Annotated in this window: 19 protein-coding genes, 1 tRNA gene and 2 other annotated features; of the genes, 13 read left to right on the top strand and 7 right to left on the bottom strand. The window is 44.9% G+C overall.

The annotated features are described in order from the left end of the window. The first annotated feature begins 2 nt into the window (after positions 1-2). Complete coding sequence (locus tag IGI84_RS09735; protein ID WP_430600250.1) at positions 3-1,154, top strand: glycerate kinase family protein; 1,152 nt, start codon at positions 3-5, stop codon at positions 1,152-1,154. Between the two features lie 73 nt (positions 1,155-1,227). Here IGI84_RS09735 and IGI84_RS09730 read toward each other — a convergent pair whose 3' ends face one another. Further along, positions 1,228-1,566, bottom strand: coding sequence for a Rid family hydrolase (locus IGI84_RS09730; protein ID WP_220427024.1), 339 nt, complete (start codon positions 1,564-1,566; stop codon positions 1,228-1,230). Positions 1,567-1,834: 268 nt separating this feature from the next. Here IGI84_RS09730 and IGI84_RS09725 point away from each other — a divergent pair, with 268 nt between their 5' ends. After that, the gene (locus IGI84_RS09725; RefSeq protein ID WP_220427023.1) at positions 1,835-4,399 is read left to right on the top strand and encodes an HAD-IC family P-type ATPase; all 2,565 of its coding nucleotides are present in this window, start codon (positions 1,835-1,837) and stop codon (positions 4,397-4,399) included. Between the two features lie 16 nt (positions 4,400-4,415). Here IGI84_RS09725 and IGI84_RS09720 read toward each other — a convergent pair whose 3' ends face one another. After that, positions 4,416-5,867: a helix-turn-helix domain-containing protein gene (locus IGI84_RS09720; RefSeq protein WP_140964947.1), complete on the bottom strand. Its 1,452-nt coding sequence runs from the start codon at positions 5,865-5,867 to the stop codon at positions 4,416-4,418. Positions 5,868-6,260: 393 nt separating this feature from the next. After that, positions 6,261-6,530, bottom strand: coding sequence for a hypothetical protein (locus IGI84_RS09715; protein ID WP_074931674.1), 270 nt, complete (start codon positions 6,528-6,530; stop codon positions 6,261-6,263). Positions 6,531-6,799: 269 nt separating this feature from the next. Then, positions 6,800-7,014 (top strand) — a binding site (T-box leader). A gap of 66 nt (positions 7,015-7,080) precedes the next feature. Further along, positions 7,081-7,325: a binding site (T-box leader), on the top strand. A 58-nt stretch (positions 7,326-7,383) separates the two neighbouring features. On the opposite strand from IGI84_RS09715, the gene trpE reads away from it, so the two are divergent. From trpE to trpA, 7 genes are read left to right on the top strand one after another with little or no spacing between them, the layout of a single operon-like run. Beyond that, complete coding sequence (gene trpE, locus IGI84_RS09710; RefSeq protein WP_220427022.1) at positions 7,384-8,790, top strand: anthranilate synthase component I; 1,407 nt, start codon at positions 7,384-7,386, stop codon at positions 8,788-8,790. Further along, positions 8,771-9,349 carry an aminodeoxychorismate/anthranilate synthase component II gene (locus IGI84_RS09705; RefSeq protein ID WP_220427021.1) on the top strand — a complete coding sequence of 193 codons (579 nt, stop codon included), beginning with the start codon at positions 8,771-8,773 and terminating at the stop codon, positions 9,347-9,349. Before trpE ends, IGI84_RS09705 begins: the two co-directional genes overlap by 20 nt. Before the next feature lie 18 nt (positions 9,350-9,367). Next, entirely contained in the window at positions 9,368-10,402 is a 1,035-nt protein-coding gene (trpD, locus tag IGI84_RS09700) for an anthranilate phosphoribosyltransferase (protein WP_430600248.1), read from the top strand. A 26-nt stretch (positions 10,403-10,428) separates the two neighbouring features. Next, complete coding sequence (gene trpC / locus IGI84_RS09695) at positions 10,429-11,187, top strand: indole-3-glycerol phosphate synthase TrpC (RefSeq protein WP_220427019.1); 759 nt, start codon at positions 10,429-10,431, stop codon at positions 11,185-11,187. Continuing rightward, positions 11,184-11,831: a phosphoribosylanthranilate isomerase gene (locus IGI84_RS09690; protein WP_220427018.1), complete on the top strand. Its 648-nt coding sequence runs from the start codon at positions 11,184-11,186 to the stop codon at positions 11,829-11,831. Before trpC ends, IGI84_RS09690 begins: the two co-directional genes overlap by 4 nt. Continuing rightward, on the top strand, positions 11,828-13,021 hold the full coding sequence (trpB, locus tag IGI84_RS09685) for a tryptophan synthase subunit beta (RefSeq protein ID WP_081118047.1): 1,194 nt from the start codon (positions 11,828-11,830) through the stop codon (positions 13,019-13,021). The genes IGI84_RS09690 and trpB overlap by 4 nt, the downstream gene beginning before the upstream one ends. Continuing rightward, entirely contained in the window at positions 13,018-13,794 is a 777-nt protein-coding gene (gene trpA / locus IGI84_RS09680; RefSeq protein WP_220427017.1) for a tryptophan synthase subunit alpha, read from the top strand. Before trpB ends, trpA begins: the two co-directional genes overlap by 4 nt. Positions 13,795-13,939: 145 nt before the next feature. On the opposite strand, the gene IGI84_RS09675 is transcribed toward trpA, so the two are convergent. The 3 genes from IGI84_RS09675 to IGI84_RS09665 form a co-directional block, all read right to left on the bottom strand. Continuing rightward, positions 13,940-14,797, bottom strand: a complete 858-nt coding sequence (locus tag IGI84_RS09675) for a PhzF family phenazine biosynthesis protein (RefSeq protein ID WP_081118049.1) — start codon at positions 14,795-14,797, stop codon at positions 13,940-13,942. A gap of 481 nt (positions 14,798-15,278) precedes the next feature. Continuing rightward, positions 15,279-15,352, bottom strand: a tRNA-Arg gene (locus tag IGI84_RS09670). 146 nt (positions 15,353-15,498) lie between these two features. Then, positions 15,499-16,197, bottom strand: a complete 699-nt coding sequence (locus tag IGI84_RS09665; RefSeq protein WP_010747978.1) for an O-methyltransferase — start codon at positions 16,195-16,197, stop codon at positions 15,499-15,501. Between the two features lie 574 nt (positions 16,198-16,771). Here IGI84_RS09665 and IGI84_RS09660 point away from each other — a divergent pair. The 4 genes from IGI84_RS09660 to leuD are packed head-to-tail and all read left to right on the top strand — an operon-like array spanning position 16,772 to position 21,303. Then, positions 16,772-18,292 carry a 2-isopropylmalate synthase gene (locus tag IGI84_RS09660; RefSeq protein ID WP_220427016.1) on the top strand — a complete coding sequence of 507 codons (1,521 nt, stop codon included), beginning with the start codon at positions 16,772-16,774 and terminating at the stop codon, positions 18,290-18,292. Continuing rightward, on the top strand, positions 18,289-19,353 hold the full coding sequence (gene leuB, locus IGI84_RS09655; protein WP_216681817.1) for a 3-isopropylmalate dehydrogenase: 1,065 nt from the start codon (positions 18,289-18,291) through the stop codon (positions 19,351-19,353). Before IGI84_RS09660 ends, leuB begins: the two co-directional genes overlap by 4 nt. Continuing rightward, positions 19,334-20,716, top strand: coding sequence for a 3-isopropylmalate dehydratase large subunit (leuC, locus tag IGI84_RS09650; RefSeq protein WP_081118054.1), 1,383 nt, complete (start codon positions 19,334-19,336; stop codon positions 20,714-20,716). The genes leuB and leuC overlap by 20 nt, the downstream gene beginning before the upstream one ends. Continuing rightward, positions 20,716-21,303, top strand: a complete 588-nt coding sequence (gene leuD / locus IGI84_RS09645) for a 3-isopropylmalate dehydratase small subunit (protein WP_220427015.1) — start codon at positions 20,716-20,718, stop codon at positions 21,301-21,303. Before leuC ends, leuD begins: the two co-directional genes overlap by 1 nt. Before the next feature lie 17 nt (positions 21,304-21,320). Here the strand turns inward: leuD and IGI84_RS09640 are convergent, their stop codons facing one another. After that, entirely contained in the window at positions 21,321-21,974 is a 654-nt protein-coding gene (locus IGI84_RS09640) for a uracil-DNA glycosylase (RefSeq protein WP_220427014.1), read from the bottom strand. Between the last annotated feature and the right edge of the window lie 169 nt (positions 21,975-22,143).

Raw genomic sequence — 22,143 nt, 5'->3', positions numbered from 1 at the left:
AAATGAAAGTTGCAGCAGCAATCGATTCCTTCAAAGGAAGTGCCACTTCCGCAGAATTAAATCAAGCGGTCTTAAGCGGGTTCTCAGACCAGTGGGAAAAACGCAGTATTCCCATCGCTGACGGGGGAGAAGGATCAATGGCAGCAGTCATTGCTGCGCAGGGAGGAAATTACGAAACGGTTTCAGTGACCACGGCATTAGGCGGTAAGTTGCAAGCTCGTATGTTGATCACAAAAATCAAGGAAGAAAAAATAGCCCTGATTGAATCTGCTGAAGTGATTGGGTTGCAACTCGTGGAACCTAGTGATGAGACCACCCGCAATAGCTCTTCTTTTGGGTTAGGACAAATGGTCTTAGCAGCTTGCAAGCAAGGAGTGAAAAAAATTTACCTGACCCTTGGCGGTAGCGGCACTTCTGATGGGGGCGTAGGCTTTTTACTTGCGTTAGGAGCAACCATTCAAAGAAACGAGCGAATGGAAAACAATCCTTTGCTGCAGGCAGAATCTCTCGAGCTCAATCAGTTGAACCCTTTGCTTGCACAAATTGACCTGTTTGCTTTAGCCGATGTAACGAATCCCTATTTTGGCAATCAGGGATTTGCGCCGGTTTTTGGCCCGCAAAAAGGGGCATCCAAAGAAACGATCCAGCAGTTGGATCAGCAAGCAAAGCGTTTGGCTGAACACATCAAGCAAACCACGGGGATCGATCTGGAAGTTCCTGGTGCTGGTGCGGCAGGAGGGCTTGGTGGTGCTGTTCGTTTGGCAGGTGGTCAATTGGTTCCAGGATTTGCGACGATCGCTTCATTGATTGGATTTGAGGAAAAAATCAAAGGCGCAGATTTGTTGATCACCGGCGAAGGACGCATCGATGGGCAAACCGCTGGGGGAAAAGTACCCTATGGCGTCGCGTTGCTCGCCCACAAACATCAGGTCCCAGTCGTTGCCATCTGCGGCTCTCGAAGCGACGATCTAGGAAAACTGTCGCAACTCTTATCTGCCGTCTTTTGTATCCAGCAAGGTCCGGTTTCGTTGACAGAAGCGATGGAGAAAAAGCGAACCTTAGTGAATGCTCAACAGACTGCTCAAGCGATCGCTGGTTTTGTGGAGCAGTGGCAAAAAAAGATCGAATCAGACGTTTCAGAAGGGACTGAATAAGAAGATAGCACCAAAAAACTTCGTACAAAAGGCAGCAGCCGGTACGAAGCTTTTTTGGTGTTTTTCTCTATGCTTAAGCCATGGTAGCTTGTGCTTCAATCTCTACTTTAAATTCAGGCGCAACCAATCCGGCGACGATGACGAGACTCATGGCTGGTTTATTTTCTGCCAAAATAGCTGTAAACGCCGTACGGACAGCAGCTAAGTAGGCAGCATCCGTTAAAAAGACGGTCATTTTGACCACTGATGACCAAGACAGCTGATTGGCTGATAAATGCTCTTCGATTTTCTTCAAAACGATGGCTGCTTGTTCTTGTGGGTCCTCAGGTGTGGCTCCGTCTTGCGAAGGCGTTTGACCAGAAATGAAAAGAAATGGTCCTTGAGCGATTTTTGTATCGGTATAGATTGCCATTTGTTTGGCTCCTTTCTTCTATCTTGCCTTTTGATGAGTGGGACAGATAGAAATTGATTGGGTGTATCCTAGTTTACTTGATTTCACCTGCAAAAACAATCAACGGAGTTTTTCAGTTGGTTGTGTATAACCACGCGATCAGGCGCCCTTACCTTTTCATAAAAGCACTCATTTTTTTCAGGCTCCGCTGAAATTATCGCCAGAATTTTATGGTTTTAATGTTTTATACTATGTTCAGATCAAATAAATAAACAAGGAGGAAAAAAATATGAATTGGTACAAAAACACAACAGAAGAACTATTACACACGTTGCAAACAACACGGCAGGGCCTTTCCTCCGAAGAACGCAACCAGCGTTTAGCAAAGCAAGGTGAAAATAAAATTACTGAGGCAGTGCAGATCCCCACATGGAAGAAAGTCGGCAAGCACTTTACCGACTTACTGATGTTGGTCTTGATCGTCGCAGCCGTCTTAAAAGGGATTTCTGGTGATTATATCGAAAGCGGCATTATTATGGCGGTCGTCATCATCAATGGATTAGTCGGCTACTGGCAAGAGCGCAAAGCCCAAGAATCACTGGATGGATTGAAGCAGTTCATGGGGCAAGAAGCAACGATTTATGTTCACGGCCGCAAGAAGAAAATTGCTGTTTCTTCCTTAGTAAATGGAGATTTAGTCGTTTTAGGACCAGGAGATGTCGTACCAGCAGATATGCGCTTGATCGAAACCCATGATCTGGTGATTGAGGAGTCGATTTTAACCGGCGAATCTGAGCCTGTTCAAAAAATGACCGAGCCTATTACTCAAGAAAGTACGATTGGCGACCAGCGAAACATGGCGTTTTCTGGTACCCATGTAGAAAGCGGAACTGCCAGCGGGATCGTCGTTGAAACAGGCGACGATACACAAATCGGCCAGATCAATCAAGCAATTCAGTCTGTGAAAGCGCAAGAAACCCCGTTGATCAAAAAAATGAAGCAATTGAATCACCAAATCTTTAAAGGCATTATCGGATTAGTGATTTTCTTGATCTTCTTTACTACCTTCCGCTACGGCTTTGATCTTGATCTCTTGTTCTCATCAGGTATTGCATTAGTTGTAGCAATGATTCCTGAGGGCTTGCCAGCCGTGCTGACCATGATTTTATCGATGGGTGTCAAGGAAATGTCTGAGGAGCAAGCAATCATCAAAACGATGCCATCAGTGGAGACACTAGGTGCCATGACGGTGATTTGTTCAGATAAAACAGGAACCTTGACCAAAAATGAAATGACGGTTGTCGATGTCTTGGTTGAGTCGAACGTGGATAAAGAAATGGTGCTTGATATTATGGCAAATTGTCAAGATTTGAAGCTGGACGAAGAACAAAAGGCTGCGGATCTCGTTGGGAACCCAACCGAAAAAGCCTTGTTGCAATACGCAGAATCAGCGCAGCAACCATTGCGTAAAACAGCCGATAAGATTCCTTTTAGTTCCTCTTACAAGTACATGGCAACCCGTCATCAAAATCAAGAAGAGTCGAATGCCTCGGTAGTTTTTGTCAAAGGTGCGCCCGAAGTATTGCTTGAGAAAAGCCAACTGACTTCAGATCAAAAGCAATGGTGGTTAGATGAAAGTGCAAAATTAGCAGCGAAAGGGCAGCGGCTGATCGGCTTTGCGCATCTGACGCTGTCGGCACAGGAGTCCTTATCCCACGAAGCACTCATCAATTTATCCTTTGTTGGGATCGCTGGCATCATTGATCCTCCGAAAGACAGTGCCATCAAAGCAGTAAAAGAGTGCTTGCAAGCGGGCATCCAAGTTAAAATGATCACAGGAGATCATGGCAAGACCGCTCAAGCCATCGGCAAGCAAATTGGCTTGAAGCACACGAATCACGTGTTGGAAGGGCTAGAAATCGACCTGTTGTCGGAGGAAGAATTGCAGCAAGCAGTCCAAAAGACAGATATCTTTGCTCGAACGACCCCAGAGCATAAATTACGGATCGTTAGTGCTTTGCAGGCGAATGAAGAGATTGTCGGAATGACCGGCGATGGTGTAAACGATGCACCAGCGCTGAAAAAAGCCGACATTGGGATCGCTATGGGAATCAAAGGCAGTGAAGTAACCAAGCAAGCAGCCGATATGGTTTTGGCAGACGATAATTTTCATACGATCGCCAATGCCGTCCGCGTGGGTCGTCGGATCTATGATAATTTGAAGAAAACCATCAACTTCTTCTTACCAACGGCCGTTGCACAAGGATTGATCGTTATTGCGGCACTCTTGTTGAACCGACCACTGCCACTGACACCTGTACAAATTTTATGGGTAAATATGGTGACAACCATCACGCTTTCATACGCACTCGGTTTTGAAAAGGCAAGTGCGGATGTTATGAATCGACCACCACGGCCAATCAAAGAAGGTATCTTATCTTGGTACAGTCTGTTCCGCATCTTCTATGTCTCGTTGTTAATCATGATTCCTTCCTACGTCTTAGCGATTCAGTTTGAAGGAACGGTCCTTCAGCAAAGCATGCTACTGCAAAGTATCGTCTTCGCCCAAGCGGTCTACTTGTTGAACTGTCGTGAGCTGGTAAAGCCGGCGTTGAATCGCCAACTCTTTGCCAATAAAGCACTCTTAGTCTCCCTGGCACTACTGATCGTATTGCAGGCAGCGATTTTCCTAACACCTATCGGACACCAGCTTTTAGGGATCGGTTCTTTGACGCTGATGCAGCAGTTGAGTATTGCAGCCAACGGGGCACTTCTTTTCACAGTCGTCGAAGGTGAGAAATTTATTACAAATAAGTTGCAAGGACGTCAAAAAGCTGCCCCAGTGAAACAATAAAGGCAGCTTGATGATTCTAGTGATAACTTAAATAATAGGTTTGAATGAGCTCAGTCACTTGATTGAGCTCATTTTTGGTTGGTACCATCGATAAATAAAAGACTGGGACAGGAGCATCATCTAATGGAAAATTTGATAAGACAAAATCAACGTCGATTGCCGATAGCCCTTCTAGTTGACCTGGTTCGATGGCTGATAAAAGGATACGAGCTCCGAGAAAGTCATTCAATTCTTGTAAAAGGTAAGCTTTCCATGCCGGCTCCCCTTGAAAGACAAAGTATCCCTTTGCTCGGATAGGGTTGATTTGTAAAATTGCTTGTTGAATCAACAAGGTGGTGGTAGACCACAAAGGGAAACTCGTCTCCCTTTGGCTGCTTGTCTGCTCCTCTAAAAAGTCATGGATCGTTGCTTCGATCGGTAACGAATAGGGCTGATTCAGGCGCTGGATCTCGTGAAATTCTAACCCAAACCATTCTGAGAGTTTGGCAGACTCTTGCGTTTTGATCAAGAGCAGCAACAGATTCTCAATCAGTTGCGTCCCACTAGCGAGAGGTAGCTGCAGCAAGCGGGCTAATTTTTCGACAAAATAGGTTGTTTTTTTATAAATGGCTTGATACGTTTCAAGGGTTGTTTGAATTGTTTCGGACCATTCATTATTGTAGTTCCAACTTTCTAAAAAGCAATAGAAGCTAAAGAAGTGTTCGCTGCGCTCTAAATAAACACCTTCTTTTTGATAGAGCTGACTTAATGGCTGTTGGAAAAGGCCATAAAGGGGATCATCTTCATTAAATTCGAAGGAATCAATGCGGCAATTGGCTTTGATACGGATTGAATTGATAAAAAACCAGCAGGTGCCGAAGATTTGTTCCACATCAATTTGCAGCTTGGCTTTTGCCAAGCGATCCAAGAAATGATAATAGTGGGACTCATGAATCGTATATTCCTCAAAAAAGTAATTGTTATGGGTGTAAGGCAGTAAAAGACGATGGAAGAAGACGCGAATATTGATCTCACTTCCTTCAAAACGAATCACTCGATTTGTGACGCGAATCCGCAAAGAAAAATCCGTCAGACTTTTGTTTAATTTTGAGATATGCCGCCGCAGGGTTTCATAGGAAGTCCCTGTTTGGCTAAGAATCTCTTGGGTACGGAGTTCGCTAGAAAAAAGCAATGCTTTCATTAAAGAAACTCCGATCGATTGAGGAAAAAATGTTTCCCATAGCTGACTCATCAGCAATGGGCCATCATGGGTCAAAGCAAAGCCACTACTGGCAGCTTCGATCTGCCAACCATCAGGTAATTGTTGACGAATATAGGTTATATCAGAAAAAACCGTTCGTTCCGTCGTATTGATTAGTTCTGCCAAATGTTTGGCAGTGATCATTTTGTGATTGGCCAACTGTTCCAAGAGCAAGATTTGGCGCAACAAATCTTTCTCCGTAATGATTTTTTTCATCATCCCATCCATGACAAAAACTTCCTTTCCCACAAGTAATCAAAAGAACCGAGGTCTTATTCAAATAAGTTAGCTGTTGTTCTCTTGATTTTAACTTAAAGTTAAGGACTTGGCTATGCGAAATAATTGATCTGTTGCGGAAAATAAGCAAGCTTATTTAGTGGAAAGGTGTAACGATTTAGAAAATTAGAAGAAAACGAACCGTATAATAGAACAAAAAAACTTCTTTGTGTGAGAAGTATAGTGATTATATCGAAGGAATCGTAAGCTGATTAGCACAAGAAATGGACGAAGATCTGTATCCTCCGTCGACAAATGTTATTATTTGAAATGAAAAGATAAGTAATACTAATAAACAAAATGCTTAATTATCGTTCATAAAATAAATGACTATATCTTTATTAGCTATATATCTATTAGATATTCATATTCTTTAAGTTTACGGTAGAGTGCTTGAGCTTCTTTTGTCAGTTTTACTTTGGAACCAAAACATTTTCTCTTACTAGAAGTTAAAAGTTTTCTATGAAGAGAATGATTGATAATTGTTTCAATTTCGTCTTGTTCTCGTTTAGATAAGCTAATGTTTTTATCGCCGTTTTTTATTGTAGAATAGGTATATTCCAAACAACTCATTTTATATATAAAAGCAGAGAATTCTTTTTTATCTACTATCATATAACCTTCCTTTCTTATTTACTCGTAGAAAGCATACATAAGTTCCTTTCCTAAAGCAAATTGCTTTTTTCATGCATTGGTGAAATGTCCGGGGATTTCTATGGAAAATGAAGAAAATGGCCTTTTTTTCTATGATTTATAGAAATTTTTCATAATTGTTAATAGTGAATAAGATTGATTTTAAGTATAATTTAAAAAATAAAAGAACAAAATGATCTTTTCCTGTTGACAGATCAGCAAAAGCCACGTAATATAACTACCAATAACTCATTAAGACCATACAAAAGAGAAGTATGAGGATGTTCGTCTTGCAGAGAGCTGATGGTGGTGTAAATCAGCAGATGGATGCTTCAGAAATGGACTTTTGTGTCGAAAGGCTGAAATCAGTAGGCTTTTTCCGGGAACTCCCGTTACAGAGAGCGATCGTTGATAGACGATCTAGAGAGAACCAATTGAGGTGGCACCGTGAGTAATCGCCCTCAGGCAGACAAGTTTGTTTGCGTGAGGGCTTTTTTGTTTTTTTGCCCCTCGATCAATGAGAAAAATAGCAACAAAATCAAACTAAGAGAAGTACTTGAATATTTTTGGCTACAGAAAGTCGGCGATGATGAGAGTCCGATACCAAGAAATCAAGGAAATGGCCTTAGCCGATCATTTTTTGAACCCTTTTTTGGCAGTAGGAAAATGCGGGAACTCCCGTTATAGAGGAAGACCGTTGTTAGACGGTTGATAGAGATGAAGTTGTTTATTTGGGCAACTTCAATTGAGGTGGTACCGCGATCATTCGCCCTCAAGCAGACGTTTTTATGGCGTTTGCTTGAGGGCTTTTTGTTTATAAAGAAAGGAGCAGCTTATGTATCGAATGGAACGAATCAACAGCGATTGTTTGACACCTGTCTCAGTGTTTTTACGGATTCAAGGGGCGCATAAATGTTTATTGGAAAGTATTCCCAGAGAAGAAGATACCGGACGCTATTCGATCCTTACCTTTGATCCCGTTCAGAAACTGACCTTTAAGGATGGTGTTTTTCAAGTGGAGGATCTTTTGAAAAAAACGGTCAACAAGTATCCCTGCCAGGACCCTTTAAAAGAAATGGAACGATATGTAGTCAAAAAAGAAATCACCGCTTTACCGGATCTGCCGTTGCAAAGTGGGGCTATCGGGTATGCGGGCTATGATATCGCCGCTTGCTATGAAAACATTGGACAACTGCCCGCAGATGAATTGCAGGTGCCTGATATGGCCTTTTGGCTTTTCGAAACTTTTCTCGTTTTGGACCATCAGACGGAAACTTTAACGATCATTCTTGAAAATTGCTACAGCCAAAGAGGAACCGTCGAGATGGAGCAGGTACTGCAAGCAGTGAAGCAGCAGTTAAGGACACCAGTCGCCGCTGAGACCCGTGTATTGTCAAACGAAAACCTACATTTTATCAGCAATGTCACACAGCAAGCCTATGAAGCGATCGTTCAAGAGGCGAAAGCCCGAATTACGGCGGGAGACATGTTCCAAGTCGTTCCTTCGCAACGTCTGAAAGCGTCATTTAAACAAGAGCCCTTTGACTATTACCGCAAACTGCGAGTGACAAATCCTTCCGCTTACCTCTATTATCTTGATTTCGATCACGGATTCAAAGTAATCGGTAGCTCACCTGAAAGCCTGATTCGCGTTCAAGGCGACGAAATCACCACAAATCCCATCGCTGGTACCCGCAAACGAGGGGCGACCAAAGCGGAAGACGAAGCTTTGGCAAATGAACTGTTGGCAGATGAAAAAGAGCGTGCGGAGCACCAGATGCTGATCGATCTTGGACGCAATGATTTAGGGCGGATCGCTGAACATGGGACGGTTCATGTTCCTTTATACATGGTGATCGAGAAATACCGCTATGTCATGCACATCGTTTCGGTAGTGGCTGCCAAGCGCAGAGCAGGTGTGACGGCAATGGAGGCCTTGAAAGCAACTCTGCCAGCAGGCACGGTCAGCGGGGCACCAAAGATTCGTGCCATGACTCGCATTTATCAATGGGAAGCTGTTCGAAGAGGGGTTTATGCGGGAGCCGTTGGGTATTTTTCTCGTAATGATCAAGCGGATTTTGCCATTGGGATTCGGACATTGGTATTGAAAGACGAGATCGCTTATGTCCAAGCAGGGGCGGGGATCGTTTATGATTCTGATCCCTCATCTGAATATCAAGAGACATTACACAAAGCCAAAGCACTATTGGAGGTGTCAGCCAATGATCTTACTCGTCGATAATTATGATTCCTTTACGTATAACTTAGTCCAGCAATGTCCAGCGGATACGATCGTCTTGCGAAATGACGATCCAGAGCTTTTTATTGTTGCTGAAGAAGCAGATGGCATCATTTTTTCTCCAGGACCAGGACGGCCCGAAGAGGCAGGATTCATGATTCCTTTGATCAAAACTTACCAAGATAGCAAGCCGCTTTTAGGTATCTGCTTAGGGCATCAAGCCATTGGTGAAGCGTTTGGTGCCACAGTGGTCCAAGCACCAACTATTATGCACGGTAAGCAATCGAGCCTTACGTATCAGAAAAAAGGCGTGTTCGAAACCTATCTAGGAGATATGACGGTCATGCGCTATCACTCGCTGGTCATTGAGCCAGCGACACTCCCAGCGGAATTTGAGGTATTGGCTGAAACAGAAGGGATCATCATGGCGATTCAGCATCGCGAAAAACCAATCGTAGGACTCCAATTCCATCCAGAATCAATGGGAACAAACGAGGGGGCATTTTTCATAGAACAGTTTCTTGGACTCGTCTCAGATTATACAGCAAAAAACACAAGATAAAAAAAGGAGGAATAGTAAATGCAAGCAATAAAAAAACAGCCGACGCAACAAATCACTCAGCAATTATTTAATGGCCGTCATTTAAGTTATCAGGAGATGCGCCACTTTGCTCAAGGAATTTTAAGCGGGGTGTTTTCAGAAAGTCAATTGGGGGCAGCATTAGTTGCGATGAAGATCAACGGCATCACAGCTGCCGAATTGACTGCTTTAGCAGAAATTATGTTAGAGCATGCCGTGACCATTCCTTATGAAGGAGGAGACGCCATGGACAATTGCGGTACTGGCGGCGACCACTCCAATAGTTTTAATGTCTCTACAACGGCAGCCTTCGTTTTAGCCGCCGGGGAAATCACGATGGCAAAACACGGCAATCGCAGTATTTCTAGTCGTTCAGGCAGTGCCGATGTCTTAGCCTGCTTGGGGGTATCGATCCAAGCATCGCCAGAAAAAATCGCTGAGCTATTAGCGACAGTTGGCATCGCTTTTCTCTTCGCCCCGTCGTTGCATCCGGGGATGAAAGCAGTGATGAAGATACGGCAAGAATTAGCAACACCAACGATTTTTAACCTACTCGGGCCCTTGATCAATCCTGTGCCATTGACCACTCAACTGATCGGTACCTACGCAGGCGAGAGCTTGGCCGACACCGCTCAGGCGTTAGGCAGTCTTGGTCGACAACGAGCAATGGTGATCCATGGAAGCAATGGGATGGATGAAGCTAATTTGGCAGGTGAAACGGCGATCAGTTTTTATCACGAAGGAAAGGTGACGAATTTTTCTTTGGATCCGCAAGCGTATGGCTTTACGTCAGCACCGATCAAGGCGATCGTTGGCGGGGATGCCGCTCAAAACGCCGCGATCTTAACTGCGGTGTTGAAAAATCAACCTTCCGTTTATCTTGAGACAGTGGTCTTAAATGCAGGCTTAGGCTTTTACGCCAACGGCAAAGCCACCACCCTAGCGGAAGGCTTTGAGATGGCACGAGCGTGTATCGCTTCGGGCGCCGCCTACGACAAACTGCAGATGCTGATTCGTCAGTCAAATAGTCAATAACTACGAAAGTTGTAAGGAGGAGAAACATGGATTTTTTAGAAACGATCATCCAGAAAAAAGTTGAAGAAGTTGCCGCGATGCCACAAGAAACCGAAAAGGTCGTAGCGAAACGCCCATCATTTTATCAGCATGTCAAGGACCAACCACAGAAGATGCACCTTATTGCTGAAATCAAGCGTGCTTCACCCTCCAAAGGAGACATCAACCAAGGGATCGATCCTGTCGCTCAAGCGCAAGCATATGAAGCTGCAGGTGTCAGCGGGATTTCCGTTTTGACCGACCAGCAGTTTTTTAACGGCTCGCTGGCAGATCTTAAAGCAGTCAGTAATGCCGTTTCGGTGCCTATACTATGCAAAGACTTTATTATCGACAAAAAACAATTGATTCGCGCCAAAAATGCGGGTGCCAGTATCGTTTTATTGATCGTGGCTGCGTTGGAGCCAGCCCGTTTCGTCGCGCTGTTTCAAGAAGCAGAAGCACTAGGGTTGGAAGTACTCGTTGAGACTCATAATGCGGCAGAATTTCAACAAGCCCAAGCAGTAGGTGCCAAAATCATCGGCGTCAACAATCGCGACCTAAAAACTTTTGACGTTTCCTTGGATGTAAGTGTTGCTCTAGCGCCTCAGCCATCAGAGGCGATTTACATCAGTGAATCTGGTATTCGAACTGCCGCCGATGTGCTGCAGCTTGCACCGTTTTATCATGGAGTCCTCGTTGGAGAAACGTTGATGAGAAGCAATCGAATTGCTGAAACAGCGGCAGATTTGCAGGTGAGTCGACCATGACCAAAGTGAAAATTTGCGGACTCACCGAACGCTTCCATGTCGAAGCTGCCATCAATGCTGGAGCAGATTACCTTGGCTTTGTTTTTGCCGAAAGCCGCCGGAGAATCGATCCGACACAAGTCCGCAAGATAACGGAGCAAGTACCCCAAAATATAGGAAAAGTCGGAGTTTTCGTTTCTCCAAGTTTTGAAGAAGTGCAAGCAGTAATTCAAGCCGCCCAGCTGACAGCGATTCAGCTCCATGGAAAGGTCCTGCCATCTTTGCAAACAGCCATCCAAAAGGGGGTTTTTGCTCATCAAAAGATCGCAGTGATCCAAGCCTTTGATGGAGAAGCAGATACTTTAGAACAAGATTTCCTAAGCTGCGATGCAAATTTTGGGTTATTGGACGCTCCAGTAAGAGATCACCCTTATGCTGGCGGCAACGGCCAATCCTTTGATTGGCAAAAAGCGGCGAGAAAACCGTTGCCGTTGTCTGAGCGATTTTTTATTGCTGGCGGTTTGCACGCGGAAAATGTAGAAGAGGCGATCCAACTTTTTAGGCCTTATGCTGTCGATGTTTCTTCAGGCGTGGAAACCCATGGCAAGAAAGACAGTCGGAAAATCGAACAATTTATTTACTTAGTAAAGGAGAAGATAAAATGACCCAATACCCCACAGAAGCAGGTTTTTATGGTTCTTTTGGCGGGCAGTTTGTGCCAGAGACATTGATGTATGCAGTCAAGCAATTAGAAACTGTCTACCGTGAAGCACAAGCGGACGCAAGTTTTCAAGCAGAATTACAGGAATATTTGCAAGAGTATGTAGGAAGAGAAACACCTCTTTATCATGCCCAGCGCTTGTCACAACACTTAGGCGGTGCCAAAATTTATCTGAAGCGAGAAGATTTGAATCATACGGGCGCCCATAAAATCAATAATGCGTTAGGGCAAGTGTTATTAGCAAAACGGATGGGAAAAAAGAAAGTGGTAGCGGAGACCGGTGCTGGACAGCATGGCGTCGCCACCGCGACTGCGGCTGCGTTGTTCGGTATGGAATGCACGATTTTTATGGGCGCAGTAGATGTTCAGCGGCAAGCACTAAACGTCTTTCGAATGGAATTGTTGGGAGCAAAAGTGGTTTCAGTCACTTCAGGCAATCAGACATTGAAAGATGCTGTCAATGAAGCGCTGCGCTACTGGGTTACAACCGTTGAGGACACTCATTACGTGATGGGTTCGGTACTCGGTCCGCATCCTTTTCCAGAGATCGTTCGAGATTTTCAAAGTGTGATTGGCAGTGAGACACGGCGGCAACTATTAGAAAAAGAAGGGCAACTGCCAACGACAGTCGTTGCGTGTGTTGGCGGCGGCAGCAATGCAATGGGGATGTTTTACCCTTTTATCAACGATCAGACCGTTCGTTTGATTGGCGTTGAAGCAGCTGGAAAAGGCGTGGATACTACCGAGCATGCGGCGACTTTAACGAAAGGCAGTATCGGTATTTTACATGGTACCAAAATGCATCTGCTACAAGACGATGATGGGCAAGTGATCGAACCCTATTCGATTTCAGCTGGTTTGGATTACCCAGGGGTCGGTCCCGAGCATTCTTATTTGAAGGAAATTGCACGCGCGGAGTATTTCGCGGTCACTGATGAAGAAGCCGTTGACGCCTTTTATCTCTTGTCTCAAATCGAAGGCATTATTCCCGCTTTGGAAAGTGCTCATGCCGTTGCCTATGCTTTAAAGTTAGCGCCAACAATGACAGCAGAAGAACGCTTAGTGATCTGTTTGTCTGGGCGAGGGGACAAAGATGTTCAACAAATCAAAGATCGGAAAGGAGCAGCGAAATGACCAGCAAAACATTGACGATGAAACTAAAGGAGCGCCAAAAACAAGGCAAGCCACTGTTTGTCCCTTATATCATGGCGGGGGCCAACGGACTGGAACGCCTGCCAGCAGAAATCGAACTGTTGACGACACATGGCGCCGCCGCCATTGAAATCGGCGTGCCCTTTTCAGACCCGGTCGCAGATGGACCGATCATTCAAGCAGCTGGAATGCAGGCATTAGCCAATGGCACCACTTTAAAAAAGATCATTGCTGCGCTGCAAACCATCCATTCCGAGGTTCCACTGGTATTGATGGGGTATGCCAACTCATTCTTTCATTATGGCATTGAACAGCTAGCAAATGAATTAAAAACGACGGATGTGAAAGGGGTGATTATTCCAGATTTGCCCTTTGAACATCGATCGCTAGTAACGCCTACGTTTGATGCGGCGGATCTCGCGCTGATCACATTGGTTTCCTTGACCAGTCCGCCAGACAGAATTCAGACACTGATCGAAGAAGCGGAAGGATTCGTTTATGCTGTGACAGTGAACGGTGTCACTGGAGAAGATCGCCAATACAACGAACAGCTGGATCAGCATTTGCAAGCCATTTCGGAAAAAAGTCCGATTCCAGTACTAGCTGGTTTCGGGGTCTCGACCCATGCAGACGTGCAGCGCTTTGCCCAAGTGTGCGATGGGGTAGTGATCGGTTCAAAAATCGTAGCAGCCTTACAAAACGAGCCACTGCCTAAAGTCAGTGAGCTGTTAGCAGAACTTGTTGGTAAGCCATAGAAAATCAATGTGAGGAAAGAACCCGATTTGGGTTCTTTTTTTTGAGAAAACTAGTATTCGAGGTACTGATGGGCTGTTATGGAAAAAAAACGTGATTTGTGAAGAGGAAAAAAGGCTGATGGAAGATCAGTCCAAATTCCCATGATTATGCCAGTGTATCGGTGTCGATGGTGACCGTCTCGCAATAATGCCCTCTGCCCCCAACGTAAACATGTTGGATTTCCTTTTGTGAGTTCGTTGCGAGTTTAACAAAAATTTCAGAAGGTTCACTTAAATTGCTGCCTTGCTCAAAACGATACACTTCTTTTTCGAGAGCACACTTTTGATACAAGAAGCAAGCCAAAGCGGCATTGGAAGTGCCTGTGGCAGATTCTTCATTGATGTCAAACAATGGGGCAAAGTTACGGCAAACGATTCGTTCTTTTTCCATTGCATATAAGTGCATGCCAACTACTTGTTGAAGCGCACTTACTTTTTTTATTTCCTCAAAATCAGGTACAACTTGCTGCAACTGCGCCGTTGTTTTGATTGGAACAAGGATATCCTTTAATCCAGTCGAAACGATTTGAATAGGAATTTGATCATTGATAGCATTGGTATCGAAACAGTCAGCTAATTGTTCTAGTGAAAGCACATCTGAAAACAGCGGTTTGTTCTGTTCCATGAAAATAACACCGTCTTTGATGGTGATCGACAAACGTCCGGCGTTGGTGTCGATGCGATACTGTTGCTTGGAAAGTTTGTTTAGATACGATAATAGGGCAAAGGAAGCGATTGTTGCATGTCCGCATAAGTCAACTTCTTCTTTTGGCGTAAAATAGTCAAATCGGAAATCGGCCTGCGGGGCTTTCGATAAAAAAGCTGTTTCTGAAAAGCCTAACTCTTTTGCGACAGCTAACTTTTGGCGTGGTGTAAGGGGCTGTTCCAGCAAAACGACTCCAGCCTTGTTGCCACCCGTTTGGTTTTTACTAAACCCGCTTGCGATATGTACCGTTATCTCCATAGGACACCTGCTTTCTTTATTCTTGTCAAGCATAGCATAATTTTTGTAGGGGGAGGATGAGAAAGGGATTGGGTAAGCGATTAATCATGAAGAGCCGATGAAATGAAAAAACATGGGTGTTCAAAGAGTGCGGTATTTAAGCATACTATAGCAAAAACGTTTCTTTGAGCATTCCAACCTTTCTCGTCAACGATTATCTTATAGGTACCAGTGAATATTTTAGATATAAAAAAAGCAAATGAGAACGCAGCATCTTTGTTGCTTTCTCATTTACTTAAATCGTTTGGTAAAAAGCGTTGAGGTTATGCTAAAATCATTGCTGCATAAAAAAATGATAACCTTACTGTGAGGCGGAAATAGTTTAACTTTGATTGTAAACTTTCAATATTGCTATGGCAAAAAATCTAAATCAATTTGGCACACATTTGGCACAAGAACAAACAAAAACCGCCAAGAACAAGGGTTCTCGACGGTTAAATAACGTTCCAGGAGGGATTCGAACCCCCGACCGTTCGCTTAGAAGGCGAATGCTCTATCCGGCTGAGCTACTGGAACAAATAATTTTTAGCGAATGCTCACTTCGCCTAAGCTATTGAAATCAATCAGCAACAAATAACATTATAGAAAAAGGGCGCAGCAATGTCAATCGCTTTTCGCCCTTTTCTTATTTTTTTCTTTGGAAAAAGGAAGCGCAGTTGCCCTCAACCTTTCTCAGGTTCCTCAAGTATTACGCTATCGGCTTCTTTCGTAATGAGAATCACGCCATCTCCTAAAGGGACGAGCGTGGAGGTCAACTGAGGATGGTTCATCACGGTATCCAAGAAAAGATTCAATTTGCGATGGATCGCTCGCTGGTTGCGCGGGATTTCTTCGATGGGTTGTAGAATCGTTCCAGCTTGAAACACGTCATCCACCATCAGCACACCGCCTTTGCGCAATAGACGCAGACATTCTGGTAAAAATTCAATGTATTTCGATTTGGCGCTGTCCATGAAGATAAAATCATAAGGGCCACTCAATGTAGGCAGGACGTCTGCCGCTTGTCCTTCTAAGAGCGTGATTTTGTCTTCATTTCCTAAGCGAGCATAGGTTTCTTTGGCTTTGCGGATCATGACGTCAAAGCGATCGATCGTTGTGACATGCCCCTCTTTCACACATTGCGCCATCAAGCTTGAAGAAAAACCGATCGCTGTGCCGATCTCAAGGATTTCTTTTGGCTGGAGCTGTCCCAATAAAAACTGCAAAAAGACCACAGTTTCATGTGGGATGATTGGCACTTCTTTTTCATGAGCGGCTTGCTCGATTTCACCAAGTTCGCCGGGTAATTGTTTTTGTTTTTCACGCATAAACGCCACTAGTTCTGGTTTGACTACTGGACGATGCATCATTTCGTTGCGCATCTTCATCCTCCTCATTTATCGTTGCCCCTTATTATACGAATAACTTACCTTAAGTTCAATCTTTTCGAGTCTTTGGGAATAACAAAAAAACCAGTCATATGACTGGCAGGATAAAGGGGTGAAAAAATATTTTTGGGATATTTCTATCATAACGGTGTTATGTGGAGGTTTGGTTAAAATCCTGTGAAGATCTCGTCAGGTTCTGCTTAAATTTTCATCAAGGAAGAAAATTAACCCATCATCTGGGTGAAAACGAACTTTTTATCGAAATATTCAGAAAATTCAGAGAAAAGTGTTGACAGAGGAACCTGCTGTTTGGTATCTTCATAACAAGATAAAAAAAGTGATAGGTGACGACGATGGATAAACGATTGAAACAAACAGCAGCATTTTTATTATTATCGTAAGGACTCTTTTTCTATGACCCGCCTTTTTAAGGCATCATTTGAAGAGTCCTATTCGCATTGCATGAAGGAAACCCTTTATGGAGTGCTTTTTTTATACCATTTTTTCAATGGTGTTTGAATGATATCGAGCCAATCGTGCACCTACAAAAGCTTAGGAGGAACTAGTGATGAGAAAAATCCAGTTTTTTGATACGACATTGAGAGACGGTGAACAGACCCCAGGCGTCAACTTCAATACGAAAGAAAAGGTTCAATTGGCGTTGCAATTAGAAAAATGGGGGATCGATACGATCGAAGCAGGTTTTCCGATTGCATCAGAAGGAGACTTTCAAGCAGTCCAAGCGATTGCTGGGGCGGTGACGAGGATGACCGTTGCAGGACTTGCCCGCTGTCAGAAAAAAGACATTGATCGTGCCTATGAAGCTCTTCATCAAGCCGTCGATCCCCAGATCCATGTCTTTCTAGCAACCAGTGAGGTGCATCGCCAGTACAAGCTGAATATGACGAAAGCAGAAGTACTCGCTTCCATCAAAGAACATGTGGCTTATGCCCGTGAACGCTTTGAAAAAGTTCAATTCTCGCCAGAAGATGCCACCCGCACCGATAAGGCCTTCTTACTTGAGGCGGTTCAAACAGCGATTGATGCCGGAGCGACGATCATCAATGTGCCCGATACAGTAGGGTTTACCAATCCTACGGAATATGGTGCGCTTTTCGCCTATTTAATCGCCAATATCAAGAGTGAGCAGCCGATCATTTTTTCTTCCCATTGTCATGATGACTTGGGAATGGCGACAGCCAATGCGCTGGCAGCTATCGAAAATGGTGCTGATCGGGTGGAAGGAACGATCAACGGGATCGGCGAGCGAGCGGGCAATACCGCATTAGAAGAAGTGGCCTTGGCGTTGCATATTCGCAATGATTTCTATCAGGCTAGCTCCAACATCAAATTAAATGAAACGAAACGCACCAGCGATTTGGTAGCGCGTTTGTCAGGAATCACGGTACCGAAAAACAAAGCGATTGTCGGCGGCAATGCCTATGCCCATGAATCTGGGATTCATCAAGATGGCGTCTTAAAAAATCCTGAGACCTACGAAATCATTACCCCACAGTTGGTGGGGGTAGAAACCAACTCGTTGCCTTTAGGCAAACTTTCTGGCCGCCATGCCTTCGTCGATAAAATGCAGCAACTGGGGTACCAGTTTGACCAAGAAGAAACCAACGAATTGTTTAAACGTTTCAAAGAGTTAGCAGATAAAAAGAAACAAGTGACCGAACAAGATTTGCTGGCTTTGGTGGCTGATCAAGGCCGCAGTCAAGAAGGCGGCTGTGAGTTGGACGCCGTTCAGCTACAATATGTGTCCAATGGCCATCAAGGAGCGGTGGTTTCTATCATCAAAGATGAGGAAAAACAAGTGGCATCAGCTATCGGTGCCGGCAGTATCCAAGCAATATACAACTCGATCGATCAGATTTTCCAGCAGCAGCCAAAGCTGTTGAATTACGAGATCACTGCCTTGACCAGTGGGGAAGATGCGCAAGCCGAAGTGCACGTGGTCATTGAATGTCAGGATACCAATGAAAAAATCAGCGGGATTGGCTTAGACTTTGATGTCTTGCAGGCATCAGCCAAAGCCTATGTGCAGGCCAGCGCTGCATTGAAGAAACGAGGTGTCCTTGTTTGAAAAAGATCGTTGTTTTAGCAGGAGATGGCATTGGACCAGAAATTATGGACAGTGCCCTTGCGGTATTGAAAGCGGCTTGTCCTGACCATCTCCAGTGCTTTCATTTTGACCAGCGACCATTTGGTGGTGCGGCGCTGGCACTTACTGGAGAGCCATTGCCGCAAGAAACACTACAAGCTTGCCAGCAGGCGGATGCGATCCTCTTAGGAGCCATTGGTGATCCAGCTTGGGAAAACGCACCGATAACACCCGAGAAAGGACTTTTGAATTTGCGTCAAGCGTTAGGGCTATACGCCAATATTCGACCCATCAAAGTAGTTGATGCGGTGATTGCCTTGTCTCCCATTAAAGAAGCGATCCTTCGGGGGACAGATTTTGTCATCGTTCGTGAGTTGACTGGCGGTATCTATTTTGGCGAAAAAGCAGAAAAACCTGAAGAAGCCTACGACATCAATCATTATCATCAAGCAGAGATTCGACGGATTTTGCGTAAAGCCTTTGAGATCGCCCGCACGCGGAAGAAGCGGGTTCTCTCTGTCGATAAAGCAAATGTGTTGGCGACTAGCCGACTTTGGCGCCGATTAGCGGAAGAAATAGCACAAGAATTTCCAGATTGTCAGTTGACTCATCAATATGTTGATTCCGCCGCTATGAAAATCATCCAAAATCCTAAAGACTTTGATGTAATCGTGACAGAAAATCTCTTTGGCGACATTTTAAGTGATGAAGCCTCGGTTTTGCCAGGGTCATTAGGGGTGCTGCCTAGCGCAAGTCATGGCGCAGAAGGGGTTTCTTTATATGAACCGATTCATGGCTCGGCACCGGATATTGCTGGGCAAAATTGCGCCAATCCGGTTTCCATGATTTTGTCTGTCGTCATGATGCTAAGAGAGTCCTTTCAAGAGGAAGAGCTGGCGGATACCATCGAAAGTGCTTGTTACGAGGTAATGAATGCGGGGATCTTGACCCGTGATTTAGGTGGTACGGCAACGACAACTGCCTTTACAGAAGCGGTTATTGCACAGTTAGGAGTGAGCAATTATGGGGAAAACGCTGTTTGATAAACTATGGGATCGGCATGTCATCACAGGAGAAGAAGGGCAGGCGCAGCTGCTTTACGTCGATCTGCATATGATCCATGAGGTGACGACACCGCAAGCCTTTGAAGGGTTACGGCAAGCGGGACGGACAGTCCGTTGTCCCGAAAAAACCTTCGCAACGATGGATCATAATGTGCCTACCAAAGATATTTTTACTATCACCGATCTGGTTGCAAAAAAGCAAATGGATACGTTACGTAAAAACTGTCATGATTTTGGGATCGAATTGTGTGACAATGGCTCTGCCAACCAAGGAATTGTCCATATGGTTGGCCCAGAAGTAGGCTTGACGCAACCAGGAAAAACGATCGTTTGCGGTGATTCCCATACTGCCACCCATGGTGCTTTCGGTGCGATCGCGTTTGGGATCGGTACGAGTGAAGTAGAGCATGTCTTTGCGACACAGACGATTTGGCAGACAAAACCGAAACGCATGGGAGTTGAGATTACCGGTCACCTGCAGCCGGGAGTGTACGCCAAAGATATTATTTTGGCATTGATCGCGACCCATGGCACTGATTTTGGTGGTGGCTATGCCGTAGAATTCTTTGGCGAAACGATCCGTAGCCTGACGATGGAAGAACGCATGACCATTTGCAATATGTCGATCGAAGGTGGGGCGAAAATGGGCTTGATTGCCCCTGATGAAACGACCTTTGCTTATGTGAAGGATCGACGCTTTGCGCCACAAGCGTTTGCCAGTGCGGTGGCTGATTGGCAAAGCCTTTATACCGATGAAGATGCTAACTATGATGCCCTGATCACCCTAGACGCAACAACCTTAGAACCCTATATCACTTGGGGAACCAATCCAGAAATGGGGGTACCAGTCAGCGAAGCGTTTCCTGAAGTACGGGATCACAATGATCAGCAAGCCTATGAATATATGGCGCTGCAACCTGGACAGACAGCTGCTGATATCCCCATTGAATACATTTTTATTGGATCGTGTACCAATGGTCGTTTGTCTGATCTGCAAGAGGCAGCGGCGATTTTGAAAGGTCAGACCATCAAAGAAGGGGTCACTGGTATTATCGTTCCTGGTTCACGCCCTGTTCGTAAAGCAGCGGAAGCTATCGGTTTAGACAAAGTCTTTATTGAGGCTGGTTTTGAATGGCGGGAGCCGGGCTGTTCCATGTGCCTAGGAATGAATCCTGATAAAGTACCAGAAGGCGTCCACTGTGCCTCCACGTCAAACCGGAATTTTGTTGGACGGCAAGGGAAAAACGCTCGGACGCACCTTTGTAGTCCAGCAATGGCGGCAGCAGCTGCGATTCATGGGCGTTTTGTCGATGTACGAGAAGTGGTTGGAGGTGTTGGTTAATGGAAGCTTTTACGCAATTTGAAGGTACGACGCTGCCTTTGATGAATGATAATATCGATACCGATCAAATCCTACCGAAAAATTATTTGAAGCGCGTCGAAAAAACGGGGTTTGGCGAATTTTTATTTGACGATTGGCGCTATTTGTCGCAACGCAAGCCTGATCCAGCATTTATCTTGAATGATCCAGCATATCAGACCGCTCAAGTCCTCGTCACTGGTGATAATTTTGGTTCTGGCTCTTCTCGAGAGCATGCGGCTTGGGCGCTGTTGGATTACGGCTTCAAAGCCGTGATTGCTGGCAGCTTCGGTGATATTTTCTATATGAATGCCACCAAAAATGGGCTGCTGCCGATCGAGCTGCCATTGACTGTTCGCCAAAGGATCGCTTCGCTGCCTGCTTCTGAAAAAATCAGTATCGACTTGCCGAGGCAATGTGTGACTGTTGCCGGGGAGGAGCATTTCTTTGCGATCGATGCTACTTGGAAACACAAATTGATCCACGGTCTCGATGAGATCAGTATCACCTTGCAGGAAGAGGCGAAAATCACCGCCTATGAGCAGACGATTCCAGCGTATTGGCAGTAGGGCTAGGGGACTGGTCGTTATTCGTCGGCTGTTATTTGTGAGAGAATGTTTCTTAACCCTCGCCAATCAGCTTCGATTTGCGGAGTCAATGTTCGATTGTAAAAGATCGCAGCGGGATGATACATCGGCACGATCAAATATTCTTTTTCCGACCATTGATAGCCATCCTTAGTCGGATTGCTTTCTTGTATTTTGGAACGGATCAATTCGCCATGATGGTCTTTGATATAATAGACGTTGCCTAATAATCGCTGCAGTCCGATATTGCCAACAGTTGCAATGACGGGCGGATCTACAACGGACAACTCGTAGTCAAGCAGCGGTGCGTGTAGCAAGACTTCTTTTTTTGTAGGTGTCCGATTGGGATGGACGATCTCATGGGCACCGCTGCGCTTGTTGATCCGTTCTTTGACGGAATATGGGCGGCTGCGAACAGCGCTAGTGATGTAGACATCCTCACGGGTCAAACCGGCTAAAGCCAACGATTTCATCAATTCTTTTCCTGCTTGTCCGCTAAAAGGAATAAAGTTCTCGATTTCGGTTCGACCAGGGGCTTCACCAACGATCATCAGTTTTGGCTGCAGCGGTCCTTGACCGGGAACAAATCCTTCCAATGGATAATTGCGGGACGCCTGTTGAACGGCAATGGCTAATTCTTTGGGGTATTGCATGAAAACTCCTCCAATTCTGTTTCACTTGTGCTCTTTCTTCTATAGTAATAGAAAATAAAAAATGCACAAAAGGAAATGACTAGTAGCAAAAGAATTCTGTCTTTTCCCTAATTAGTGATTGACTTTAGGAAAACATTTTGATAAAGTTAATCTGTTGTAATTGTGGACT

This window comes from Enterococcus sp. DIV0008 (genome assembly GCF_050542615.1).
GTDB lineage: Bacteria > Bacillota > Bacilli > Lactobacillales > Enterococcaceae > Enterococcus_D > Enterococcus_D innesii.
The sequence above is the reverse complement of the archived record's forward strand: the minus strand, read 5'-3'. Positions and strand labels throughout refer to the sequence as shown.

Coding starts and splice junctions, on each gene's coding strand:
- trpB (WP_081118047.1), top strand. CDS start 11,828: ATGACCCAATACCCCACAGAAGCAGGTTTTTATGGTTCTTTTGGCGGG.
- IGI84_RS09660 (WP_220427016.1), top strand. CDS start 16,772: ATGAGAAAAATCCAGTTTTTTGATACGACATTGAGAGACGGTGAACAG.
- trpA (WP_220427017.1), top strand. CDS start 13,018: ATGACCAGCAAAACATTGACGATGAAACTAAAGGAGCGCCAAAAACAA.
- IGI84_RS09690 (WP_220427018.1), top strand. CDS start 11,184: ATGACCAAAGTGAAAATTTGCGGACTCACCGAACGCTTCCATGTCGAA.
- leuD (WP_220427015.1), top strand. CDS start 20,716: ATGGAAGCTTTTACGCAATTTGAAGGTACGACGCTGCCTTTGATGAAT.
- IGI84_RS09705 (WP_220427021.1), top strand. CDS start 8,771: ATGATCTTACTCGTCGATAATTATGATTCCTTTACGTATAACTTAGTC.
- IGI84_RS09715 (WP_074931674.1), bottom strand. CDS start 6,530: ATGATAGTAGATAAAAAAGAATTCTCTGCTTTTATATATAAAATGAGT.
- IGI84_RS09675 (WP_081118049.1), bottom strand. CDS start 14,797: ATGGAGATAACGGTACATATCGCAAGCGGGTTTAGTAAAAACCAAACG.
- IGI84_RS09640 (WP_220427014.1), bottom strand. CDS start 21,974: ATGCAATACCCCAAAGAATTAGCCATTGCCGTTCAACAGGCGTCCCGC.
- IGI84_RS09665 (WP_010747978.1), bottom strand. CDS start 16,197: ATGCGCAACGAAATGATGCATCGTCCAGTAGTCAAACCAGAACTAGTG.
- IGI84_RS09725 (WP_220427023.1), top strand. CDS start 1,835: ATGAATTGGTACAAAAACACAACAGAAGAACTATTACACACGTTGCAA.
- trpE (WP_220427022.1), top strand. CDS start 7,384: ATGTATCGAATGGAACGAATCAACAGCGATTGTTTGACACCTGTCTCA.
- trpD (WP_430600248.1), top strand. CDS start 9,368: ATGCAAGCAATAAAAAAACAGCCGACGCAACAAATCACTCAGCAATTA.
- leuC (WP_081118054.1), top strand. CDS start 19,334: ATGGGGAAAACGCTGTTTGATAAACTATGGGATCGGCATGTCATCACA.
- IGI84_RS09735 (WP_430600250.1), top strand. CDS start 3: ATGAAAGTTGCAGCAGCAATCGATTCCTTCAAAGGAAGTGCCACTTCC.
- trpC (WP_220427019.1), top strand. CDS start 10,429: ATGGATTTTTTAGAAACGATCATCCAGAAAAAAGTTGAAGAAGTTGCC.
- IGI84_RS09720 (WP_140964947.1), bottom strand. CDS start 5,867: ATGGATGGGATGATGAAAAAAATCATTACGGAGAAAGATTTGTTGCGC.
- IGI84_RS09730 (WP_220427024.1), bottom strand. CDS start 1,566: ATGGCAATCTATACCGATACAAAAATCGCTCAAGGACCATTTCTTTTC.